We start from the raw sequence: 20,492 nt of genomic DNA, 5'->3' as shown, positions 1-20,492 counted from the left end.
AAAAATTAAAAATGAAAAGAAACAAATTTTTACTTGCTTCATTCGCATTTGTTTGCGCATCAACACTTTTCGCTCAAGAGGTAGAAAAAGAAGAAACGAATCTTAACGAGGTTATATTAATCGGAGGTCGTGCTTCTGAAAGAACCGTTGTTAATTCATCTGTACCTGTTGATATTATTGATGTTGAAAAATTAAAAACATCTTCACCTCAGTTGAGTATCAATGATATTTTGAATGTGGTTATTCCGTCATTCAATTCTGTTAGACAGTCTTCTGCCGATGGAACAGAACATATAGATCCTGTTACTTTGCGAGGAATGGGGCCAGATCAAGTATTGGTTTTGGTGAATGGAAAACGTCGTCACACAACTTCGTTGGTAAACTATCAAAATACAGTAGGAAATGGTTCTGTTGGAACAGATTTAGGTGCAATTCCAATTTCCGCTATTGATAAAATTGAAGTTTTACGAGATGGTGCAGCTGCGCAATATGGTTCTGATGCGATTGCAGGGGTAGTAAATATTGTATTAAAGTCTAAACCAGGTGGAGACGCATCGTTAACATACGGTCAAACTTCTCGCAACGATGGTGAAACATATAATTTTAATGGAAGTTACGGAACGAAATTAGGTAAATCAGGTTCGCTTGTTTTTTCGGCTGTTATCAGCGAGCGCAAGAAAACGAATCGTTCGAAAGATCATAATTTAGATATTTTTGGAGATAACTTTGCCTACGATTTTGCAGATGATCCAGACGCTGCAAGAGCAGCTGATGATGCAAAAATTGCTGAATTGGGATTGTCAAGAAAAGATTTCAGATTTCAAATTGGTGATGCAGCTATCAAAAATCAACAATTTTTTATCAACGCAGAAACGGCGATTAATGATCGATTAGATTTTTATTCTTTTGGAGGAGTTTCATTGCGCCAAGGAAATGGATTTGGTTTTAGAAGATTACCAAGTGAATTGTCAGATGATGCATTAAAAATTTATCCAAATGGATTTCAAGCAACGTTAAAATCTAATGTAAATGATTATTCTAATGTAACAGGATTACGTTATTCGTACGATGGTTGGAAAATAGATTTGAGTAATACATTTGGGTTGAACTCATTTAAATATGATTTAGAAAATTCAATTAATCAATCATTAGGATTAAATTCTCCAACCGATTTTTACGCAGGGAAACATCAATTTTTGCAAAATACAGTCAATTTAGATTTTTCGAAACGAATCAATCAAAACATTAGTTTAGCTTTTGGAGGAGAATATCGTTACGAACAATATAAAATCGAAGCGGGAGATGAGGCGTCTTATTCAGGTTCTGGATCTGAATCTTTTGTTGGTTTTTCACCATTAAATGCAGTTAAAGGTGACCGCCATTCAGTTGCAGCTTATGTTGATGGAGAATTGAAATTTGGAGACTTTACTGCTGATTTAGCTGGACGTTTCGAGAATTACTCTGATTTTGGAAGTACTATCAACGGAAAATTAGCAATGCGATATGAATATGCAAAAGGATATTCGGTTCGTGGAGCGATTTCAACAGGATTTAGAGCGCCATCTTTACAACAAAAATATTTTAGTAATTCATATACAGATTTATTCTTGAATGATAATGGTGATCAGGTTTTGGTAACAAAAGGAATTATCCGAAATGAGTCAGAACTTTCGAGAGAAATCGGTTTAGATAAATTAAAAGAAGAAAAATCGATTAATGCAAGTTTAGGTTTAACGTTTCGTCCAACTTCAAAATTATTTATCACATTAGATGGATATTTTATCAGAGTTGATGATCGAATTGTATTAACTTCTGATATCACAGATCCTGCTTTAGAAAAATATAATGTTGCAACAGCACGTATTTTTACGAATGCAATAGATACCGAAACACGAGGAATAGACTTAGTTATTTCGTATGATGCGCGTTTAGGTAAAGGAAAGTTAAACGCAAGTTTATCAGGAAATATTAACGAAACAAAGATTGTAGGTTATCATTTTCCAAGTGCTTTAACAATTCCAACAGAAGAATTTTTTGGTCCAGATCAGGTCAATATTATCGAGTCTTTAAGTCCAAAAACAAAAGCGACATTAGGATTAAATTATACAATTTCTGGTTTCAATTTCATGGTGCGTAATACGTATTTCGGAAAAGTGATAAAAGATGGTTATCCTTGGGGAAGTGTACAAGAACATACAGGAAAAGTAGTAACAGATGCTTCAATTGGATATGATATTACGAAGAACTTCAACTTTACAATAGGTGCAAATAATCTTTTTGATGTTTTTCCAGATAAACAAGTGTATGAGAATTCTTATTATGGAGTTTTCCCACATGCACCGGTACAAATGGGAATGACAGGAGCGTATTATTTTGCTCGTGCAAGTTTTAAATTTTAAACAATAATAAAATATTCAAAGTGTCAATTTTAATGTAAATTAAGCATTCAATTGGCACTTTTTTGTGTATGGCACATTCAAAAATTGGTTGGAAAACCGCAGCAGCATTAGTTATTTCGAATATGATTGGAACTGGTGTATTTACCAGTTTAGGTTATCAAATTTCGGATCTAAAAAACACAACTTCCATATTATTATTGTGGTCGATAGGAGGAGTTTTAGCTTTAATAGGTGCTTTTATTTATTCGGAATTAGCTTCAAAATTCAAACAATCAGGAGGAGATTATATTTATTTATCCCGTACATTTCATCCACTTTTTGGTTATTTATCAAGTTGGATTTCTTTGTTCGTAGGTTTTTCAGCTCCAATATCATTAGCCGCTTTGGCGATGGGAAAATACCTCAATATTTTTGGGTTAGATTTAGGAAAAGAATTTGCAATAGCAATGATATTGATTGTTGCAGTTTTTCAATCCTTTAGTTTAAATTTGAGTAGCAAGTTTCAGAATGTTTTTACCATTTTAAAAGTTGTATTTATAATTATTTTGATTGCTTTAGGTTTTTATTTCGTTCCAGCAGTTGAGCCTAATGCGGTGCTTTTTGATTCGACTTGGAAAAATGAATTATTTCTTCCTGCTTTTGCCACATCCTTGGTTTATGTAACATTTGCTTACACTGGTTGGAATTCTGCTTCTTACATTGTAGAAGAAATTGAACATCCCAAAATAAATTTACCAAAAGCATTGTTTATAGGCGTTGTTTTTGTGACAATTTCTTATGTTTTATTGAATTATGTTTTTCTAAAACATGCTTCGGCAATTTCATTAGCTGGACAAGAAAATGTGGCAAATATTTCGTTTGGTAATTTGCTTGGAAACAATGTAAAATGGGTAAGTTGTTTTATTGCGTTGCAATTAATAGCGACAATTAGCGGTTATTTGTGGATTGGTTCTCGATTGACACAAGCTACGGCTCGTGAGAATAAATTATGGAGTTTTATGGCAAAAGAGAACAAGAATAGAATTCCGGTTCGTGCAATTTGGGTACATACAGCAATTAGTATTTTACTGATTTTTTCTGGTGATTTTGAAGTTATATTTACTTACACTTCTTTTGTTTTACAAATTTTAGCAACCTTGGCTGTTTGTACTGCTTTTTTCATTAAACGAAGCGAATTAACGATTATAAAAAGTAATCTTTTTTATGTATTACCTGCTATATTTTTAGCCTTTAGTTTATATATCTGTTATTTTGTTTTGATGCAAAAACCAAAAGAAAGCTTATTCGGTTTAGGAATTATTGCACTAGGAATAATCTTATTCTATTTTGATAAACGAATCGAAAATAAAGATATTAAATAACAAAAAGCGAGAATTAGTTCTCGCTTTTTATTTTCAATAATTTTATCCACTGTTTTAAGTTTTGCCTTCTAAAAAGACCAAAATAACGTTGATTGTATGAGTTTACCCAAATAGAATTATCTTCACAATAAATGATAACAGTTTCAATATAATCTCGCTTTCTATAATTGTATTTGTAAAATATATTTTGCTCCGAGTATTCAAATAAAAACAAACCTTTTTCATCTAATGATTGTGTGAAATTCGGTTGTCGCTTCGCTAATTCTTTTATTAAGTTGATATTTTCTTTTAAAGGTTTTGATGTTTTAATTTCGATAAAAAATCGATCATTAATCGTTGTAATTATTCGTATTAAATAAATAACGATGATAAGTATAAAAATAACATTGATTTTATATACAGAATAAGTAAAAAATACAATTAAAAGAAACATCAATCCAAAATCTAAATAATTCCAAATTTCAAATGGTAAAAAATATTTTCCATTCAGTTTTTTCAATTTCGAATGTTGTTTCGTTGTAAAAAGATTATCTGTATTCATAATTTAAAGTAATAGATTTATCTTAAAAATAAGAAGAATTTCATAATTTAAAAATAATAGCTATAATTGATAATTTTACATAGTATTTATTAATTAAAGAAATTTCATTGATGTAAGTTATACATTCGAATCATTTTTGTAATTTTGCAATCTCAAAAAATAAGTAATAAATACAAATCAATAAAATGGCAAACATTACATTTACAATGATTAAGCCTGATGCGGTTGCAAAAGGACACATCGGAGATATTTTAAAAGACATTACTGACGCTGGTTTCAAAATCAAAGCGGCTAAAATGACTCAATTAGCGAAACAAGATGCAGAGGCATTTTACGCTATTCACGCAGAGCGTCCTTTCTTTAAGGATTTAGTTGAGTTTATGACTTCTGGACCAATCGTTGCTGCAGTTTTAGAAAAAGACAACGCAGTTGCTGATTTCCGTACGTTAATCGGTGCAACAAACCCAGCAGAAGCTGCAGAAGGAACTATTCGTGCTAAATATGCAGAATCTATCGATGCTAACGCTGTTCACGGTTCTGATTCTGACGAAAATGCTGCTATTGAAGCTTCTTTCCACTTTGCTGCGAAAGAAATTTTCTAATCGAATAAGATTACAAAACATCATATAAATCCTTCCGAAAATATTCGGAAGGATTTTTTTTGGCTTAAAATTTACTTACCTTTAAATCAAATTCTAAAAAATGAAAAAAATAATTTTAGCCACATTTACAATCGCAGCTTTTGTTGTGTCAAGTTGTAAAAATGAAAAAGAACCAGTAAAAAATGAAGTAGAAAATGTTGAAGATTCTTTGAAAGTAGAAGCAAAAACAGCAGAAAATTCTATTCAATTTGAAGGGACATATAAAGGAATTTTACCTTGTTACGAAAAAGATTGCAAAGAGGTTGAAATGGAAATAAAATTATTACCAAATAAAGGGTATGTATATTCTACAAAGCGTTTGGGAAAAGATGATCATGCCATTATGACGACAGGAACTTTTCAGTTTAAAGAAGATGGAAATACAATTGTTTTTCCTGAAATAGCTAATGTTCCGAATGCTTTTTTGATAGAAGAAGGAAAAATTATTCAGTTAGATAAAAATCAAAAGAAAATAGAAACAGCAGATTCTGTTAAATTTGAATTGAAGAAAGAATAAATACAAAAAGGTTTCAATATGAAACCTTTTTATTTATTATTTGGTAGTATCACACAAACTGTGTAAGAAGAAAAGTTATTCTGAAAAATTATGAGCCTTACAGCTCAAATAATTTTTCGGAGATAACTTTTTATTATTTTTAAACGTTACATAGTTATGATCGACAAAGAAGATTTATTAAACAGTAAGGATTTTTACAAGTCCTTTAAGAATGGAGAGGATTTAACATCCTTCTTCAAGGAGCTGTACAAGAAAGCAGTTGAACATATGTTGGATGCTGAACTAGATAGTCATCTAGACAATGAAAAACATGCCAGAAGCAAAGATGGAAATTATCGAAACGGACATGACTCCAAGAAAATAAAATCCGCTTTTGGTGAATCAGAAATTAAGGTTCCTCGTGATAGAAAAGGCAGTTTTGAACCTGCTTTAGTTCCCAAAAGACACAATATTATCGATGGTTTAGAAAATATTATTATTTCATTTTATGCCAAAGGAATGAGTGTTTCGGACATCGAAGAACAGATCAAAGAAATGTACGATTTTGATATTTCAACATCAACAATATCACGAATTACTAACGCTGTTGCCAGTGAAGTTGTTGCTTGGCAAAACCGACCGTTAGACGATTTATACTTGATTGTTTGGATGGATGGAATTGTTTTTAAAGTTCGAGAAAATTCAAAAGTCATCAATAAAACCATTTATTTAGCCGTTGGTTTAAACCGAGAGGGAAGAAAAGAAGTGTTAGGCATGTGGCTTGGAAAGAATGAGAGTTCCAGTTTTTGGATGAGTGTTTTGACCGATTTAAAAGCTCGTGGTGTTGAAGATATTCTCATTACATCAACCGATAATTTGAACGGATTTACCCAGACTATTCGCTCTGTTTTTCCAGAATCGCAAACTCAAATTTGTGTGGTTCATCAGATTAGAAACGCTTGCAAATATGTGGTTTGGAAAGACAGAAAAGAGTTTTCTGCCGATATGAAACACATTTATACAGCATCCAACAAAGACGCCGCAAAAGCTGCTTTGGACGATTTTGCAACAAAATGGGAAAGTAAATATTTGTACGCCATTCAATCCTGGAGAAATAATTGGGATGAATTAACCGTATTTTTTGAATTTCCGCTAGAAATCCGTAAAATCATTTACACCACTAATTTAATTGAAAATCTAAACGGAAAAATTAGAAAATACACTAAAAATAAAATGTCATTTCCTACCGATGATGCTGTCTTAAAGTCTGTTTATCTGGCACTCAAAGAGTCCACTAAAAAATGGACTATGCCAATCCATAATTTGGGAATTGTTTTAAACCAATTTATGCTTATTTTTGAAAATAGGCTCAGATTATAAAATCTAAGCCCTAACTTTTCTACTTACACACTTGATGGGATAGTGTCTATTATTTAGAATAATATACAAATTTAATGATATGCTGAAATAAATTCAGTTTGATATCTATTCATTCAAATAACCCTACCTCAATTCCAATCTACAAACGAAGTTTACTTTATCTTGATTGACAATTTTGAACTGAATTAAATGCTCCGTTTCTAATTTCTGAATTTCTATTTCGTCGTGTAAACTTAATTCTTTCAAGTAATTCATATCAATCGCTTTGATACGATGTTTTAATATAATTTCAGGATCAATAGTATTCAAGCACCAATCCAAATATTTGGTGTTATTCGCATGTTTTACAATATCTAAATCTGAAAACTGAACTTTATATTGAATAACTTCAGTCGGTTCAAAATCAATGTTCAAAATCGAATTATCGATTTCAGTTGGTTTTAAGTCAGGGAATCGTTCGATGTGAGACGAATCAATTTGGGGAATATCTGGACGACGTTTTTCGGTATTGAAAACCGCCCACAAACTCGAAGCTCCAATCAGTTTTTGACCATTTTTCTCGATTGTAAAATCACGAATAGATTTTGCTCCTTTCAAAGCTTCAATCCATGTTTTCACATCAACAAAATCTGTCCAAGAAGGTAATTCGTCAATTTCTATTCGAAGTCGATTCATTACCCAAGATTGATTAAATTCTTGTAAATCAAAGAAGCCTAACCCTCCTTTTATAGCGTGTTCTGAAGCTGTTAACTGAAAAAGATTTGCCATTTCGGTCAATTTCATTTTTCCAGTAGGATCGCATTGAGAAAAAAATATTTCCCAATTTTTAGTGAAAATGGATTGAAAATCTTCTGCAATTGGCATTTGCTAAATTTTGAGTTAGAATAGGAGTAAATTATTTACCTAATTTCTTTTTCATGTCTGCCATCATTACAGCAGCAACACCAGCTTCTACACCTTTGTTACCGTGTTTTCCACCAGAACGATCGATAGATTGTTGCTCGTTTTCATCTGTTAAAACACAAAAAATGATTGGCATGTTATGCTTGATATTTAAATCTTTTACACCTTGTGTTACACCTTGACAAACATAATCAAAATGCGCTGTTGCTCCACGAATTACGCAACCAACAACAATAATTCCATCTAATTCGGGATGAGTTTGCGCAACTTTATCTGCTCCATAAATTAACTCGAAACTACCAGGAACTTCGTATAATGTTACATCATTCGGATTTGCACCTAAATCAATCAAGGTATCTTTTGCACCATCTCGTAAGTTAAATGTGATATGATTGTTCCATTCTGAGGTGATAATCGCAAATTTAGAACCTGCTACATTAGGTAATTCTGCTTTATTATATTGAGATAAATTTTTATTTTCTGTTGCCATTTTGTTTCTAATTTGAATGGTAAAATTACAAAAATGATTTAGGATAAACTTTGATTTGAATCAATAAAAAAGCCGAACAATTTGTTCGGCTTTTAACTATTATCTTAAAGTGAATTATTTCGCAGTTTCAGAAGCGTATTTTAAACGCTCAATAAATTTTGCAGTTTCACCATTGTTTGCATTTGGATATTTATCCTCTAAAGCTTGGAAATATTTTAAAGCATCAACATTTTTACCTAATTCCATTGCAATTTCACCTGCTTTTGTGTAGTAAGTTGATTGTAAAGTCTCAACTTCTGTTGCTTCTGCAGCCTTTACATAGTAAGGTAAACCTTCTTCTAATTTGTTAGAAGCAACTAATGCGTTTCCTAACATACCATATTTTTGCGCTAACATCACATTGTCATCTGTATCAAAATCTTCTAATAATTTTACAGCAGACGCATAATCTCCTAATTTATAATAAGAACTTGCCGCTTTGAAACGAGCTAAATTACCAGCGTCAGTATTTCCATATTCATCAACAATTTGTTGTAAACCTTGAAAACTTCCTGCGCTACCATTAAGCGCTACGTTAATAGAATCTTGATCAAAAAGACGTTCTGCTTGAACCATTTCTTTGAAAGCGTCTTCTGATTTAGGTTCTACGACTAATTTTAAGTAAGCAAAATAACCTAAAACAGCTACAATAATTACTCCTAAACCAATACCAATTGCTTTAGCATATTTTTCAACAAAAAACTCTACGTTGAAAGCTGTTCTATCTAATTTTTCTACGAATTGCTCTGTAGCGAATTCTTCTTTTTTATTATTTTTTGCCATTTTAATAATTTACGAGGTTGCAAAAATACAATTTGGAACAAATATATCCAATAAATTTATTTACAAACAACCTTTTAGAATAAATATGCCACTGATAAGTTTAACATTTGTGGACGATTTTCTGTTTGAAATTGTCTTCCATTAGAATTTGCAATGTCAGAACCAATTTTTCCTAAACCAAATTCGTAACGTAGATCGAATAATAATTTAGAAACTTCTACACCAGCACCAATTTGCATTCCTACGTTAAACTCGTCTTGCTTTGCAGTTGTGAAATCTTTTACAGAAAGTTTGTCATCAAAATAGTAAGAGAAAACAGGACCTGCTTGAATATGACCGATTCCTAAAAATCTTTTTCCAACATTTACTGGAATATCCATACGTTTTTTAGTTACATCAAGTTTTTGTCCATCAACATCATATTCATTTTTAAATTGAGTATACAATAATTCTGGTTGAATATAAATACCTGCCAAAGAAACACGTGCTAAAGCACCTGCTTGAAATCCTGTAGCAGCTTTTCCATCTCTTTTGAAAATGTTACCAGCATCGCTCCATACTTCTCCTTTATCTGTATTGAAAACAGCTCCACCTTTTATACCAAAATTGATGTTTTGCGCCATTGCAAAATTGGTCGATAAACCTACAATTGCAGTTAAAATTAATTTTTTCATAGAATTTTTATTTTTATTGATTTTTATTGTTGTTCTTTTAATAAGGCTTCTCTCAGCTTTTTGAAAAGATTTGACGAATATACAAAATCAATTACATTTGGATTATCAGCTACAAGAATCTCATCTTTTGTACCTTCCCATTCCAAGAAACCATTTTTTAAGAAGACGATATGATCACCAATTTCCATTACCGAGTTCATATCATGTGTATTAACGACGGTAGTTGTGTTATATTCTTTTGTGATATCGTATATTAATTGGTCGATAACTAAAGCTGTTTTTGGATCTAAACCAGAATTTGGTTCGTCGGCAAACAAATATTTTGGATTATTTACAATAGCACGCGCAATAGCCACACGTTTTTGCATTCCTCCAGAGATTTCTGACGGAAATTTTTTAAGCGCTGTACGCGCAATTTCTACACGATCTAATACTTCTCTTGCGCGTTTTTCTGCATCTGCATTTGACATATCTGAAAACATTTCCAATGGGAATTTTACATTTTCGACTATATTCATAGTATCATATAAAGCAGAACCTTGGAAAACTACGCCAATTTCTGAACGTAATCGTTGTTTTTCCTTGTAATCGAATTCGATCATATTATCGCCTTCATACAAAATTTGACCAGAAGTTGGTGTTAATAAACCAATCAAGTTTTTCAAGAAAACAGTTTTTCCAGATCCACTTTGACCAATAATCAAACTAACTTTTCCTTTTTCGAATGTAACAGAAAAACCTTTTAATACTTCAACTGCATCGAACGATTTTCTGATTTCTTTTACCTCAATCATTAACTTAAAATTGTTTGTGTTAATATTAAGTTGATCACAATAATTGCAATTGATGTCCAAACAACTGCTGTTGTTGCTGATCGTCCAACTTCTAACGAACCTCCTTTTACTTTATAACCATAATAAGCAGGAATTGTTGCGATAACAAAGGCAAAAACCATTGTTTTAACAAATGTATAAACAAATAATTTGGTAGCCATGTTCATTTGTAAACCTGTAATAAAGTCGGCTGCAGACCATAATTTTGTGAAAACACCAATGTAATAACCTCCCAATAATCCAAATCCGATCGAAATCATGACTAATAATGGATTGAAAAATACACAGGCGATAATTTTGGGTAAAATTAAAAAGTTTGCAGAATTGATTCCCATCACATCTAATGCATCAATTTGTTCGGTAACACGCATTGTTCCAATACTTGAAGCGATATACGAACCAACTTTACCAACTAAGATTAATGACATAATAGTTGGAGCAAACTCTAATACCAAAACGACCTTGGTTGCATAACCAATATAAGCATCTGGTACAGGAATGGAAGCTCCTTGAAAGTTTTGAGCCATTTGTATTGCTACTACAGCTCCCATAAATGTAGAGATAAAGGTTACAATTCCTAATGAGTTGACACCTAAATCATATATTTCTCTAACAGTCAATTTCCAGAAAACACTCAGTTTTTGAGGTTTACTAAATACTTTACCCATAAGCATAAAGTATGACCCTATATTTTCGATTAGTTTCATTACGACAAAATTAATATTTTTATTGGAAAGGCTTTTTATTTATCTTGCACAATGTGAATTTAGAACATTTAATTTCTTATCTCCCTCATAATGCAGACTTGTATGTGAAAAAATGGTTAGAAAGCCATTATATTACACTTAAAATTACAAGAAGAAGAGAAACGAAGTTGGGAGATTATCGCAAATTGGTCGAAAATAATCGTCATCAAATTACAGTAAATGGCGACCTAAACCCGTATGCTTTCTTTTTTGTTTTTACGCACGAAGTAGCTCATCTCAAAACTTTTGTTCAATTTGATTCGCGTAAAATAAATCCGCACGGAAAAGAGTGGAAAACTATTTTTGGTCATTTGTTGTTAGAATCTTTACATATTTATCCCGAAGAGTTGCAACCTTATATTCTTCATCATGCAAAACATCCGAAAGCGAGTTTGGGAGCGGATATTAATATTTCAAAATATATTATAGATGATAAAAATCCTACTCAAATATATTTAGAAGATTTAGAAGATGGCACAGTATTTTCGATAGGAAAAAGAGTCTTTAAAAAAGAATCTAAACGAAAATTAAGGTATCTTTGTTTAGAGTTGAAAACCAAGAAAAAATATTTGATAAACGCGACTGCTACCGTAAATAAACTTTAAAGAACAATCATGAATAACAAAGACAACTACGCTATTATACTTGCCAGTGGAACAGGAGTCAGATTATGGCCTCTGAGTACGATAAAAAAACCAAAACAGTTTCATGATTTACTAGGAATTGGGAAAACTTTTATTCAATTAACTTATAATCGATTAAAAAAAGTTGTTCCACAAGAAAATATTTTCATTGTTACGATACAAGATTATAAAGAAATTGTAAAAGAACAATTACCAGAGTTTAATGAGAAAAATTTTATCATTGAACCAAGGGTAATGAACACAGCGGCGTGTAATTTGTTAGCTGCAATGACTATTCAACAACTTAATGCAAATGCTAAGTTAATTATTTCACCTTCGGATCACTTTATTTTTGATGAAGATGAATTTGCGGCTAAAGTAAAAATTGCTTTCGAAGATGCTGACAATGATCGATTAATTACATTGGGAGTAGCACCAACTCGACCAGATGTTAATTATAGTTATATTCAGTTTATAGAGCATCCAACACCTATTAAAAAAGTGAAATCGTATATCGATAAGCCTGATTTAGAATTTGCAGAATCTTTTATTACAAGTGGTGAATTTATTTGGAATACAGGAATCCTTATTTGGTCAGCAGATAGTATTGTAAAAGCTTTTCTACAGCATTTGCCATCTATGCAAGAAACTTTGAAAAAATATTTTGATCTTGATCAATCGTTACAAAATACAGAAACTTTAAAACCAATTTATACAACGTTAGATGTTACATCTATTAACAAAGGAATTTTGGAACAAGCAGATAATGTATACGTTATTCCTGCAACGTTTGGTTGGAGCGATATCGGAACTTGGTCTGCTATCAACGAGAAATATAAATACACAGGAGAAGATCAAGACGAAAATCAAAATACATTGTTGTGTAAACATTTTTCTGGTTATAATGCAAAGAACAATTTTATTTATTCCACAGAAGACAAAGCAATTATTATTGATGGTTTAGATGGTTATGTTGTAATTAATTCGGATAAAGGTCTGTTAATTTGTCCTCGAAGCAATGTACAAAATATCAAATCGTATGTAAGTGATTTGAAATTGCAGAAAAAAGGAGAAAAATATTGTTGATATAACTTCAAAACGACACTATCCCATCAAGTGTGTAAGTAGAAAAGTTAGGGCTTAGATTTTATAATCTGAGCCTATTTTCAAAAATAAGCATAAATTGGTTTAAAACAATTCCCCAATTATGGATTGGCATAGTCCATTTTTTAGTGGACTCTTTGAGTGCCAGATAAACAGACTTTAAGACAGCATCATCGGTAGGAAATGACATTTTATTTTTAGTGTATTTTCTAATTTTTCCGTTTAGATTTTCAATTAAATTAGTGGTGTAAATGATTTTACGGATTTCTAGCGGAAATTCAAAAAATACGGTTAATTCATCCCAATTATTTCTCCAGGATTGAATGGCGTACAAATATTTACTTTCCCATTTTGTTGCAAAATCGTCCAAAGCAGCTTTTGCGGCGTCTTTGTTGGGTGCTGTATAAATGTGTTTCATATCGGCAGAAAACTCTTTTCTGTCTTTCCAAACCACATATTTGCAAGCGTTTCTAATCTGATGAACCACACAAATTTGAGTTTGCGATTCTGGAAAAACAGAGCGAATAATCTGGGTAAATCCGTTTAAATTATCGGTTGCTGTAATGAGAATATCTTCAACACCACGAGCTTTTAAATCGGTCAAAACACTCATCCAAAAACTGGAACTCTCATTCTTTCCAAGCCACATGCCTAACACTTCTTTTCTTCCCTCTCGGTTTAAACCAACGGCTAAATAAATGGTTTTATTGATGACTTTTGAATTTTCTCGAACTTTAAAAACAATTCCATCCATCCAAACAATCAAGTATAAATCGTCTAACGGTCGGTTTTGCCAAGCAACAACTTCACTGGTAACAGCGTTAGTAATTCGTGATATTGTTGATGTTGAAATATCAAAATCGTACATCTCGCGAATCTGTTCTTCGATGTCCGAAACACTCATTCCTTTGGCATAAAATGAAATAATAATATTTTCTAAACCATCGATAATATTGTGTCTTTTGGGAACTAAAGCAGGTTCAAAACTGCCTTTTCTATCACGAGGAACCTTAATTTCTGATTCACCAAAAGCGGATTTTATTTTCTTGGAGTCATGTCCGTTTCGATAATTTCCATCTTTGCTTCTGGCATGTTTTTCATTGTCTAGATGACTATCTAGTTCAGCATCCAACATATGTTCAACTGCTTTCTTGTGCAGCTCCTTGAAGAAGGATGTTAAATCCTCTCCATTCTTAAAGGACTTGTAAAAATCCTTACTGTTTAATAAATCTTCTTTGTCGATCATAACTATGTAACGTTTAAAAATAATAAAAAGTTATCTCCGAAAAATTATTTGAGCTGTAAGGCTCATAATTTTTCAGAATAACTTTTCTTCTTACACAGTTTGTGTGATACTACCTTCAAAACATAAAAAAAGCGACTTGAAATTCAAGCCTCTTTTTTATATTTTGAAGTTTATTATCGTAATGTAATCACATTTTGACCAACTTTATAACCGTTTTGGTAAATATCGATTTTGTATTCTCCTTTCGGGAAATCATAGTCAACCCAATCAAAGGTTACACGCGAACCAGACATGCTGTTATAATTCACTTTTACACGATCAGAATAATCAATAGAAGCTCCAGAACGTAAAGTTGTTTCGCCTGAATTAGCACCTTTAAATTTACCTACTTCACCATCTGGTTTGTAAATTGTAACATAAAGTTCTTTTGTTTCAGAAGCTGCATTCAAGTTTTTATCCAAATCAAAAGAAACTCTCACTTTATCTATTCTTCGGGCTCTAGTTGTTTCAATTTCTTTTCCACTCGATTTTACACGCAAACCTTTTATCGTATAATTTGAAATTGATAATGTCGAATTAGTTTCTTTGATTAAGTTTTGATGATTTTCTTTCTCTTCGGTTAAATTTGTTTCAACTACTTTTTTCTGTTCAGTTAAATTCGAATTCTGAGAAGTTAATTCAGTATTTTTATGTGTTAATACTTTATTTTCATCTTTCAAACGAACAATTTCTTCTTTATAAACTTTAATATCTGCTTGCAAAGAGGTGATTAAACGTTTTGCACGATTTAATTCAAGACTTGTAATTTCTTCTTTATTAAGAATAGCCTGAATTTCTTTTTGTTTCTCTAAAATCAATCGATCTTGATAACTTAATGAAGAATCTTTTTTTACAACACGCGTTTTTGCATCGTCAAAATCAGATCTAACGAGGCGTAACTCTTGTTTTAAAATTTCTCTCGAACGCTCTAAATCATTAATATCAGTTTGCATTTCTACAGAAGATTTTGCATTCGCTTCTTTAGAATAAACAATATAAGCAACCGCCAATAATAAGGCAACTGCTAAAACTGCAATAATGATATTCTTTACGAACTCTTTTTTATGCTTTGGGTTAGTAGAGGGCTCGAGATCTTTATATTCAGTCATTTTATTAAATTCGTAGAATTTTTCTAAATGCAAAAATTAAACCATTTTTTTAAATAGCAACAAAAAGTTAAAATTTTAACATTTAACTCTACAAATGAATGCAGCAATTAGTTCGTTTCCTTTTTTATGTCTCCAGAAATTTCATCCAATTTATTTTCTGCATCAGTTTTCAATTCTTCAGCTTTTTCTTCTAAATCAGTTTTTTCTTCTTTAAATGTATCTTTCAAATCAGAAACTTTTTCTTTTACAAAAGCACTAGTTTCTTTCATTTGTTTTTCTGCGATATCTTTTACTTCGTTATAATCTTGTTTCGATCTTTCTTTAAAATCTCTAGCTGCTTCTTTCGATTGTTCTTTCAAATCACCCGAAGCATCTTTTATATTATTGATTGTTTTACGCGCAAAATCCGATGCGTCATCTGCAATCAATGTTCCTGCTTTTTTTACAGTTGCCGAAACATCGTCAAATTTATCTCCCGCAACATCAATCGCAGTTTCCGTTTTTCCTAAAATTCTTTTCAAAAAAGTTCTAAGTCCCATAATAATTTATTTTGTTGATTATTTTCACTTTAAATTTACAGCTTCATTCAATATAGTAGAATGAATTCAATTAAATTTTTATTTAAAAATATGGATTTCAACTATTTTAAACGATTTTATTTCGGAATTTTCATTCTTAGTTCATTAGCTATTTTTAGTTGTAATCCGAATAAAAATCAAACCGAAACATCTCAAAATACTTTATCCGAAGTTATATCCTTCAAATATTCGACCAAAAACAAAAATTTTGTTAGTGCCCATCGTGGTGGAAGTGGAATACATAGTTTTCCAGAAAATTGTGTTGAAACTTTTGAATATCTTTTTCAAAAAGGAATACGAATTTTTGAGATTGATGTAGCTGAAACAAAAGACAAGCAATTAATTTTAATGCACGACAATTAGTTGCAACGAACAAGTACTGGGCGACAAGATGTCAATCAAGTCGACTTAAAAACGATTAAGGAATACTTTTTGGTAGATGATTTTGGACAACAAACGTCATACAAAATACCAACTTTTGCAAATGCGTTGAATTGGGGGAAAAATAAACCAATTTATTTTATGGTTGACATCAAAAAAGGTGTTGATTATCGTGATATTATTTCAACAATAGAACAAGCAAACATGCAAAAACGAGTTGTATTGGTGACTTATACAGTTGGACAAGCGAAGAAGTTGAATCAACTTGCGCCAGAAATGCTATTATCTGTTTCGATGCGAAACGAACGAGAATTTAATGAAATGATGAACAGTGGAATTCCGACTGACAAAATGGTTGCTTTTACAGGAACTCGACGCAATGACAAGTCATTTATAAACAAAATTCATGACAAAGATATTTTGGTCATTTTTGGTACATTAGGAAACTTAGATAAAAGTGCTTCTGCAAGAAATGGGCAACTTTATCGCGATTTAGAAAAAGATGGTGTAGATATTTTTGCTACAGATAGAGCAATAGATGTACATCAAACGATTAATAAAAATTAAATGGAAACAATATCACTTAAGGATTCAAATTATTTCTCAAAATTGATGCTAAATTATATCAATCAAGAAGAACATTTGAAAGACTTCTACAACCTATTTCCAACCAAAGAAAACTATATAAAACAAGCGAAAAATAAGCTTGAAAATTATAAAAATAGAGCAATTCTTGTTGACCAAGTTTCGAAACAATTGAGTCATTTAGATTTATCGGAAAAGCAACAAAAAAATCTACAAAAATTAAGAGAAAAGAATACAGTAACGATTACGACTGGGCATCAATTAAATTTATTTACTGGTCCAATTTTCTTTTTTTATAAAATTTTGCAAGTCATCAAAGCATGCGAGGAATTGAATAATGAACAAAGTGAAATCAATTTTGTTCCGATATTTTGGATGGCGACAGAAGATCATGATTTTGAGGAAATCAATCATTTCAAATTTGGTGATCGCATTATTCATTGGGAAAAAGATTTTGGCGGGCCAGTTGGGCGTTTGTCTACAGAAGGTTTGCAAGATGTTTTCAATTCTTTTTTGACACTTTTACCAAACGGAAAAAAGAAAACGGAATTACAACATTTGATTGAAGCGTCTTATTTATCGAATGAAAACTTGACTGATGCAACAAGAAAATTGGTGCATTTATTGTTCAAAGAACTTGGATTGTTGATGATTGATGGAGATGATAAAGAATTGAAAAAAATCATGATTCCGACGTTTGAGAAAGAATTAATTCAGTCAACATCATTCAAAAAAGTAATTCCTCAGAATGAGAAATTAGAACAATTGGGTTATTCTATTCAAGTGAATCCTCGTGAAATAAATTTATTTTATATCGATCAAAATAATTCGCGAGAACGTATTGTTGAACAAAATGGAACGTATTTTGTCAATAACACTTCAATCAAATTTTCGAAAGAAGAAATTATTGCCGATTTACATCAAAATCCAGACAAGTTTAGTCCAAATGTGATTTTAAGACCATTGTACCAAGAAACAATTTTACCAAATGTTGCTTATGTCGGTGGCGGAGGTGAAATGGCTTATTGGCTGCAATTGAAAGAAATGTTTAACGAATTTGAAATTGATTTTCCGCTTTTAGTTTTGAGAAATTCTTTGCTAATAAGAACTGAAAAACAATACGAAAAGCAACAAAAATTAAATTTATCGAACGAAGATTTATTTTCGAATAGTTTAACGATCACAAAAAAACGAGCGATTAATTCATCAGAAATAGCACCAAAACTTCCTGAACTGGAAAATGAGTTGAAAAGTATTTTTGATCGATTAGAACATTTGAGTTCGTTAACAGAATCTTCTTTTTCGGATATGATACAAGCGCAGCGTACAAAACAATTGAAAGGTTTTGAAAAAATTAAACAACGTTTGGTGCATGCAGAAGTAAAAAAGAACGAAGATTTATTGAAAAGAATTGAGCAATTATTGAATGATCTTTCTCAACAAAATGGATTGCAAGAACGCGTGAAAAATTTTTCTGATTTTGATTACATTAATGTACAGTATTTCATTGATTTTATTGAAGATAGTCTTCTACCTTTCGAGTTTGAGTTTATCATAAATACGTTAAAGGAAGAACTCTAAACAAAACATAATTTGTATATTTACAACGAAAATTCATCTAAATGAAAAAAATATTAGCTTTATTGTTATTTGTTGGTGCATCAGCACTTTATGCTCAACAAAAAACGCATACAGTTCAAGCAAAAGAAACCGTTTACGGAATTTCGAAACAATATGGTGTTTCGCAAGAAGAATTGTATAAAGCCAATCCTAAAATTGAAAAAAATGGGATTCATCCAGGTGATTTGATTGTGATTCCAGGAAAAGGAACTACGACAACCAAACCAACTGAAACCAATACAACAAGTACGCCAACACAAAGCGCAAATACTTCGGACGATAATTATCAATATGTCACAATAGAACCGAAAGAAACGGTTTATAATTTGACAAAAAAATATAAAATTTCGGAAGAAACATTGAATTCTTTAAATCCTCAAATCAAAGAAAGAGGATTAGAAATTGGTGATGTGATTAAACTTCCGAAAGCGGTAAATAACAAAGTTTTTTCTGTTCCAAAAGGAACTCATTTAATCAAAAAAGGAGAAACGTTGTACACGTTAGCCAAACAATATAATGTAAGTGTTGACGATTTTTATGCAGAAAATCCTGCTTTACAAACTGGTGTAAAAGAAGGAATGGTCGTAACGATTCCAAAAAAATCTGGTTCGGCTGTTATTGAAGAAAATACGATAAATTATGTTGTTCAGAATGGAGATTCTGCTTACGGAATTTTAGAAAAATACAACACAAATTTAGATGAATTATTGCGTTTAAACCCTGAATTGATTAATGGATTAAAAGCTGGAATGACGCTAAGAATTCCTTTGCAGAAAGGAGCAAAAATTATCAAATACGGAACTGCAGGAAAGTTGAAACGTGCAAACGATAACGAAATTAATGTTGCTATTATGTTACCTTTTGATGTTGCGAATAATCCACAACTGAAAAATTCACAAGCGATGCAATTTTTTACTGGAGCTAAATTGGCATTAACACGTTTAGCAAAAAAAGGTAAAAATGTTAATGTAAAAGTTATTGATACGAAAAGTGGAAATCTACAAGATATTTTATCGACAACAGATTTTAGTAAAACAGATGCAGTTATTGGACCTTTGAATACTTCTGATGTAACAGAAGTTGCAAATTTCTTTAGCAATTCTGGTATTGCAGTAATTTCTCCATATGCAAATGACGATTCGTTAAATTCTTTTAATGATTTGTTGATTTCTAATCCAAAAGATGAAGTGATTGCCGATCAAATTATTGAAGAAATAGGGAAAAACTTCGCTGGAGAACAAGTTTATTTATTGACAAATCGCGACGATCAAGAGTTAGCAAGTTATACAAAAAAGCAATTGGAAAAGCAGTTAAAAGCAAATGTTGTAATTGTTGACAATGCTGCTAAAATTGTACAACCGCACGATAAAGTAAATGGAGAAGATTATTATACGCCAATTATTACTGTTTTGGTTGGAGATGATGATAATTTAGGAAAGCAATATTTAGAAAAATTAAAAACATTTAATAAGGATAATATCAAAGCATACGGAATAAAATCTGTTTCCGTTTATGATGTTTATAATCCAGATAATGCAAAAAATATTGATGCTTTCCGTGAATTTGGTTTTGTGTTTAGTACAGCACGATTAATGAATACGAGAGATACAGAAGTTCAAAGTGTTATCAAAGACTTTAAAGATGTTTATTGTGAATTTCCGACACGTTACGAACAATTAGGATATGATGTAACGTATGATATTGTAGATAGAATGAATAACAAAGGAGATGTTACAAATAATATTACAACAGAAAATACTCGTTTAGCGTCTAAATTTGCCTACAAAAAAATAAGCGGAAGTAAAGCTTACACAAACGATGCAAGCCGAATTGTACGTTTACCTAAAAAATAATTTTAGTTATAAAAAATCATATTAAAAAGCGATATTCAAAACGAGTATCGCTTTTCTTTTTCTCAAGA

21 protein-coding genes are annotated in these 20,492 nt (G+C 31.4%); 11 read left to right on the top strand and 10 right to left on the bottom strand.

Going from position 1 to position 20,492, the window contains the following annotated elements:
- The first annotated feature begins 11 nt into the window (after positions 1-11).
- Both AC2I98_RS09240 and AC2I98_RS09235 read left to right on the top strand, forming a co-directional pair.
- The gene (locus AC2I98_RS09240; protein WP_486411412.1) at positions 12-2,399 is read left to right on the top strand and encodes a TonB-dependent receptor plug domain-containing protein; all 2,388 of its coding nucleotides are present in this window, start codon (positions 12-14) and stop codon (positions 2,397-2,399) included.
- Between the two features lie 68 nt (positions 2,400-2,467).
- Positions 2,468-3,760: an APC family permease gene (locus tag AC2I98_RS09235; RefSeq protein ID WP_486411411.1), complete on the top strand. Its 1,293-nt coding sequence runs from the start codon at positions 2,468-2,470 to the stop codon at positions 3,758-3,760.
- A 13-nt stretch (positions 3,761-3,773) separates the two neighbouring features.
- Here AC2I98_RS09235 and AC2I98_RS09230 read toward each other — a convergent pair whose 3' ends face one another.
- A complete protein-coding gene (locus tag AC2I98_RS09230; RefSeq protein WP_486411410.1) occupies positions 3,774-4,301 on the bottom strand; it encodes a hypothetical protein in 528 nt (175 codons plus the stop codon).
- A gap of 185 nt (positions 4,302-4,486) precedes the next feature.
- Between AC2I98_RS09230 and AC2I98_RS09225 the strand changes: the two genes are divergently transcribed.
- The 3 genes from AC2I98_RS09225 to AC2I98_RS09215 all read left to right on the top strand — a co-directional run bounded on the left by AC2I98_RS09225 (position 4,487) and on the right by AC2I98_RS09215 (position 6,818).
- Complete coding sequence (locus AC2I98_RS09225) at positions 4,487-4,903, top strand: nucleoside-diphosphate kinase (RefSeq protein ID WP_486411409.1); 417 nt, start codon at positions 4,487-4,489, stop codon at positions 4,901-4,903.
- A 100-nt stretch (positions 4,904-5,003) separates the two neighbouring features.
- Positions 5,004-5,459 carry a copper resistance protein NlpE gene (locus AC2I98_RS09220; protein ID WP_486411408.1) on the top strand — a complete coding sequence of 152 codons (456 nt, stop codon included), beginning with the start codon at positions 5,004-5,006 and terminating at the stop codon, positions 5,457-5,459.
- Between the two features lie 156 nt (positions 5,460-5,615).
- The gene (locus tag AC2I98_RS09215; protein WP_486411407.1) at positions 5,616-6,818 is read left to right on the top strand and encodes an IS256 family transposase; all 1,203 of its coding nucleotides are present in this window, start codon (positions 5,616-5,618) and stop codon (positions 6,816-6,818) included.
- Between the two features lie 123 nt (positions 6,819-6,941).
- On the opposite strand, the gene AC2I98_RS09210 is transcribed toward AC2I98_RS09215, so the two are convergent.
- The 6 genes from AC2I98_RS09210 to AC2I98_RS09185 form a co-directional block, all read right to left on the bottom strand.
- On the bottom strand, positions 6,942-7,682 hold the full coding sequence (locus tag AC2I98_RS09210; protein ID WP_486411406.1) for an acyl-[acyl-carrier-protein] thioesterase: 741 nt from the start codon (positions 7,680-7,682) through the stop codon (positions 6,942-6,944).
- Between the two features lie 31 nt (positions 7,683-7,713).
- Positions 7,714-8,211, bottom strand: a complete 498-nt coding sequence (gene ribH, locus AC2I98_RS09205) for a 6,7-dimethyl-8-ribityllumazine synthase (RefSeq protein WP_486411405.1) — start codon at positions 8,209-8,211, stop codon at positions 7,714-7,716.
- Between the two features lie 114 nt (positions 8,212-8,325).
- A complete protein-coding gene (locus AC2I98_RS09200; RefSeq protein ID WP_486411404.1) occupies positions 8,326-9,033 on the bottom strand; it encodes a tetratricopeptide repeat protein in 708 nt (235 codons plus the stop codon).
- Between the two features lie 74 nt (positions 9,034-9,107).
- Entirely contained in the window at positions 9,108-9,707 is a 600-nt protein-coding gene (locus tag AC2I98_RS09195) for a porin family protein (protein ID WP_486411403.1), read from the bottom strand.
- Positions 9,708-9,730: 23 nt separating this feature from the next.
- Positions 9,731-10,501, bottom strand: a complete 771-nt coding sequence (locus AC2I98_RS09190) for an ABC transporter ATP-binding protein (protein ID WP_486411402.1) — start codon at positions 10,499-10,501, stop codon at positions 9,731-9,733.
- Positions 10,501-11,247, bottom strand: a complete 747-nt coding sequence (locus tag AC2I98_RS09185) for an MlaE family ABC transporter permease (protein WP_486411401.1) — start codon at positions 11,245-11,247, stop codon at positions 10,501-10,503. The genes AC2I98_RS09190 and AC2I98_RS09185 overlap by 1 nt, the downstream gene beginning before the upstream one ends.
- Positions 11,248-11,300: 53 nt before the next feature.
- Between AC2I98_RS09185 and AC2I98_RS09180 the strand changes: the two genes are divergently transcribed.
- Together AC2I98_RS09180 and AC2I98_RS09175 are read left to right on the top strand one after the other, a co-directional pair.
- The gene (locus tag AC2I98_RS09180) at positions 11,301-11,891 is read left to right on the top strand and encodes a SprT-like domain-containing protein (protein WP_486411400.1); all 591 of its coding nucleotides are present in this window, start codon (positions 11,301-11,303) and stop codon (positions 11,889-11,891) included.
- Between the two features lie 9 nt (positions 11,892-11,900).
- On the top strand, positions 11,901-12,995 hold the full coding sequence (locus tag AC2I98_RS09175; RefSeq protein WP_486411399.1) for a mannose-1-phosphate guanylyltransferase: 1,095 nt from the start codon (positions 11,901-11,903) through the stop codon (positions 12,993-12,995).
- Between the two features lie 61 nt (positions 12,996-13,056).
- Here AC2I98_RS09175 and AC2I98_RS09170 read toward each other — a convergent pair whose 3' ends face one another.
- The 3 genes from AC2I98_RS09170 to AC2I98_RS09160 all read right to left on the bottom strand — a co-directional run bounded on the left by AC2I98_RS09170 (position 13,057) and on the right by AC2I98_RS09160 (position 15,946).
- Complete coding sequence (locus AC2I98_RS09170) at positions 13,057-14,259, bottom strand: IS256 family transposase (RefSeq protein ID WP_486411398.1); 1,203 nt, start codon at positions 14,257-14,259, stop codon at positions 13,057-13,059.
- Positions 14,260-14,432: 173 nt separating this feature from the next.
- Positions 14,433-15,407, bottom strand: a complete 975-nt coding sequence (locus tag AC2I98_RS09165) for a hypothetical protein (RefSeq protein WP_486411397.1) — start codon at positions 15,405-15,407, stop codon at positions 14,433-14,435.
- 107 nt (positions 15,408-15,514) lie between these two features.
- Positions 15,515-15,946 carry a hypothetical protein gene (locus AC2I98_RS09160; protein WP_486411396.1) on the bottom strand — a complete coding sequence of 144 codons (432 nt, stop codon included), beginning with the start codon at positions 15,944-15,946 and terminating at the stop codon, positions 15,515-15,517.
- 60 nt (positions 15,947-16,006) lie between these two features.
- Between AC2I98_RS09160 and AC2I98_RS09155 the strand changes: the two genes are divergently transcribed.
- From AC2I98_RS09155 to AC2I98_RS09140, 4 genes are read left to right on the top strand one after another with little or no spacing between them, the layout of a single operon-like run.
- On the top strand, positions 16,007-16,348 hold the full coding sequence (locus AC2I98_RS09155; RefSeq protein ID WP_486411395.1) for a glycerophosphodiester phosphodiesterase family protein: 342 nt from the start codon (positions 16,007-16,009) through the stop codon (positions 16,346-16,348).
- Positions 16,349-16,933 carry a glycerophosphodiester phosphodiesterase gene (locus AC2I98_RS09150; protein WP_486411394.1) on the top strand — a complete coding sequence of 195 codons (585 nt, stop codon included), beginning with the start codon at positions 16,349-16,351 and terminating at the stop codon, positions 16,931-16,933.
- Positions 16,934-18,532, top strand: a complete 1,599-nt coding sequence (bshC, locus tag AC2I98_RS09145; RefSeq protein WP_486411393.1) for a bacillithiol biosynthesis cysteine-adding enzyme BshC — start codon at positions 16,934-16,936, stop codon at positions 18,530-18,532.
- A gap of 41 nt (positions 18,533-18,573) precedes the next feature.
- Positions 18,574-20,424, top strand: a complete 1,851-nt coding sequence (locus AC2I98_RS09140; RefSeq protein WP_486411392.1) for an amino acid ABC transporter substrate-binding protein — start codon at positions 18,574-18,576, stop codon at positions 20,422-20,424.
- Positions 20,425-20,492 lie beyond the last annotated feature (68 nt).

The organism is Empedobacter sp. EJD.6dd, from assembly GCF_057369435.1.
The sequence above is the reverse complement of the archived record's forward strand: the minus strand, read 5'-3'. Positions and strand labels throughout refer to the sequence as shown.